This window comes from Aequorivita xiaoshiensis, assembly GCF_022008395.1.
Classification (GTDB): Bacteria; Bacteroidota; Bacteroidia; order Flavobacteriales; family Flavobacteriaceae; genus Aequorivita; species Aequorivita xiaoshiensis.
The window spans coordinates 1-2,293 of the sequence record NZ_JAIRBB010000036.1 but is presented as its reverse complement, the minus strand read 5'-3'; the positions used below and the strand labels follow the sequence as shown (position 1 = coordinate 2,293).

Annotated in this window: 2 protein-coding genes; one reads left to right on the top strand and one right to left on the bottom strand. The window is 31.1% G+C overall.

Annotated features, from left to right (window positions below; translation table 11 throughout):
* Positions 1-222: 222 nt before the first annotated feature.
* Positions 223-1,998: an erythromycin esterase family protein gene (locus K8344_RS13805; protein ID WP_237609265.1), complete on the top strand. Its 1,776-nt coding sequence runs from the start codon at positions 223-225 to the stop codon at positions 1,996-1,998.
* Positions 1,999-2,051: 53 nt separating this feature from the next.
* Here K8344_RS13805 and K8344_RS13800 read toward each other — a convergent pair.
* On the bottom strand, positions 2,052-2,293 hold a 242-nt coding region (locus K8344_RS13800), incomplete at its 5' end, for a hypothetical protein (RefSeq protein WP_237609264.1).

Below are 2,293 nucleotides of genomic sequence, written 5' to 3'. Positions count from 1 at the left end.
AGACAATGAACATCCGACAACAATGAGTAATTGGAAAAGTAGAAATGGAATATAAAAAACTGCACACAACAATGGCTATAAGTAATTGCTTGTTCACGCCTACTTCTGAAAATCCTCGCGGATTTTCAGTTTGGTGTGTACTTGCAAAGTTAAGTGCTAACCCACGCAACTACTCATAGCCGAGACCGTTAGCAACAACCCTAAAAAGCATTCAGCTAAAATATGAAAATCTTAAAACAAACATTTCACCTTATAGTTGTTCTAATGTTAATACCATTAGCTATTAACAGTCAAAATAAATACAATTTAAACTTTAACGATTTTGAACCAGCAAAAGAAAAAATGCCCACAGGATGGTTTAAATGGGGGAATTTTGAAAATTTAACAGGAGAAATTTTAGGCGAGAATAATTCTGTTGGAAAAGTTGTTTCCGATAAAGATGGAACATTTGGCTGTATCACATATAGAATTCCCGCAAATTATGTTGGAGACACTATAGTTCTTTCTGGTAAAATTAAATACAAAAATGTCAAAGGATTTGTAGGGCTTCTAATGCGAATTGATGGAAATTCAAAAAAAAGGTCTTTAGCGTTTAAATCAATGCAAAATCAAAAAATAAAGGGAACAAGTGATTGGAAAGAATACTCTATAAAACTACCTTTTCCATCGAATGCAAAAACAATCTTCGTAGGCGGAATTTTAGGCAAAAAAGGTATCGCTTGGTTTGATGACTTTAAAGTGAGTATTGACGGCAAAGACATTCAGGAATTAAAAGAAACAAAAAAGTTAACTTTAGAAAACTACAATTCTAATGAACTAGAATCAGCTTTATCAAAATCCTCTAGAAAATTGGACTTTTCCAGCAAAGAAACTCTGCGTAATAGTTTAGACCATTTGATAGAAAAAATAGGCGACAAAAAAATAATTGCAATAGGCGAAAGTACGCACGGAACCTCAGAATTTTATCGACTTAGAGAAATTATAACCAAAAGACTTATCGAAGAAAAAGGGTATAATCTTGTAGTTTTAGAAAATCCCTACGATGATATTGAAGTCTTGAACAAGAACTTGAATGAAACCCCCTTAGATAGTCTAATGCGAAAACACCTATTTTCAATTTATCAAACCCAAGAAATGAAATCATTTTTACAATGGTATAAAGAAAATAAAACTCAATATAACTTTAAATTTAAAGGTTGCGACGATTCCTTTTGGGTTTTTTATGAACTACTTGAAGACAACATTAATCCAGTAAATGATAAAACGCTAAATAAGCTTTTGCAAGAATTGAAATCCAATATAGCAAAAAGTTCAACTGATAATTTAAAAAAAGAATATAAGGTCAATAACTCTATCTACAATAACATCTTAGAAATCGAAAATTATTTAGAATCAACTAAAAAAATAACTAAATCAATCAAGGAAATTCTATTCAATGGAAAAAACACATATATCAACTATGTAAACATTAAAAACAAAAAACCAATCCAAAGTCGAGATGAAATAATGGCGGACAGAATATCGTTTTTAGCAAAAAATACAGACAATAAAATTATTGTTTGGGCTCACAATGCACATATTTCAAATGAAATTATCACAGACAACGAAATAGGGATAATGGGTCGAAACTTAAAAAAAGAGTTCAAAAGCGATTATTACACAATTGGACTTACAACCTTGAAAGGGAGTTATTCTTATATAGATGAAAAGTTTATAAACGGAGACCACAGTTATAAGGAGGAACTTAAGACCGAATCATTTCAACCTATCGATAGCTTGTTTTGGGAAAGTAAACTATTTCAAAATGGCAAATCGCTTGTTATAGATATGTCAGACTTAAAAAATGAACTAACCACAGATGAAATAATCGGCCCTATAAGGTTAATTGGTTATTCAAAAGAATCGGAAGAGGATATTTATTATCTTCCATTAATCAAGAATTTTGACACGATGATTTTCATTAAAGAAACTAATTCAACCAAACCAATATTCGAGTGAAAAGGGCAGTTGCTAACAATGTATAAAAAAAATAGGGCGGAAAGGTGCTTAAATTAAGGCTTGGGCATATTTTCAATGTCGCCAAATCTTTTGATTTGGCTTTTAAAAAATTTAGATAAAATCAAAATACAAAAGATTGGGCTTGTGGCTAAACGGAAAGGTAAACGATTACCATCTGCCCTACTTTTCTTATACACAACCGTTGTACGCAAGCAAAACAGAATCACGTATATGAAATTAAAATTTATCCTGACAGGAATATTCATAACATTTTTAAGCACATTAAAAGCACAGG

What these genes read in the sequence shown, in the direction of transcription:
- K8344_RS13805 (WP_237609265.1), top strand. Translation starts at nt 223, where the DNA reads ATGAAAATCTTAAAACAAACATTTCACCTTATAGTTGTTCTAATGTTA.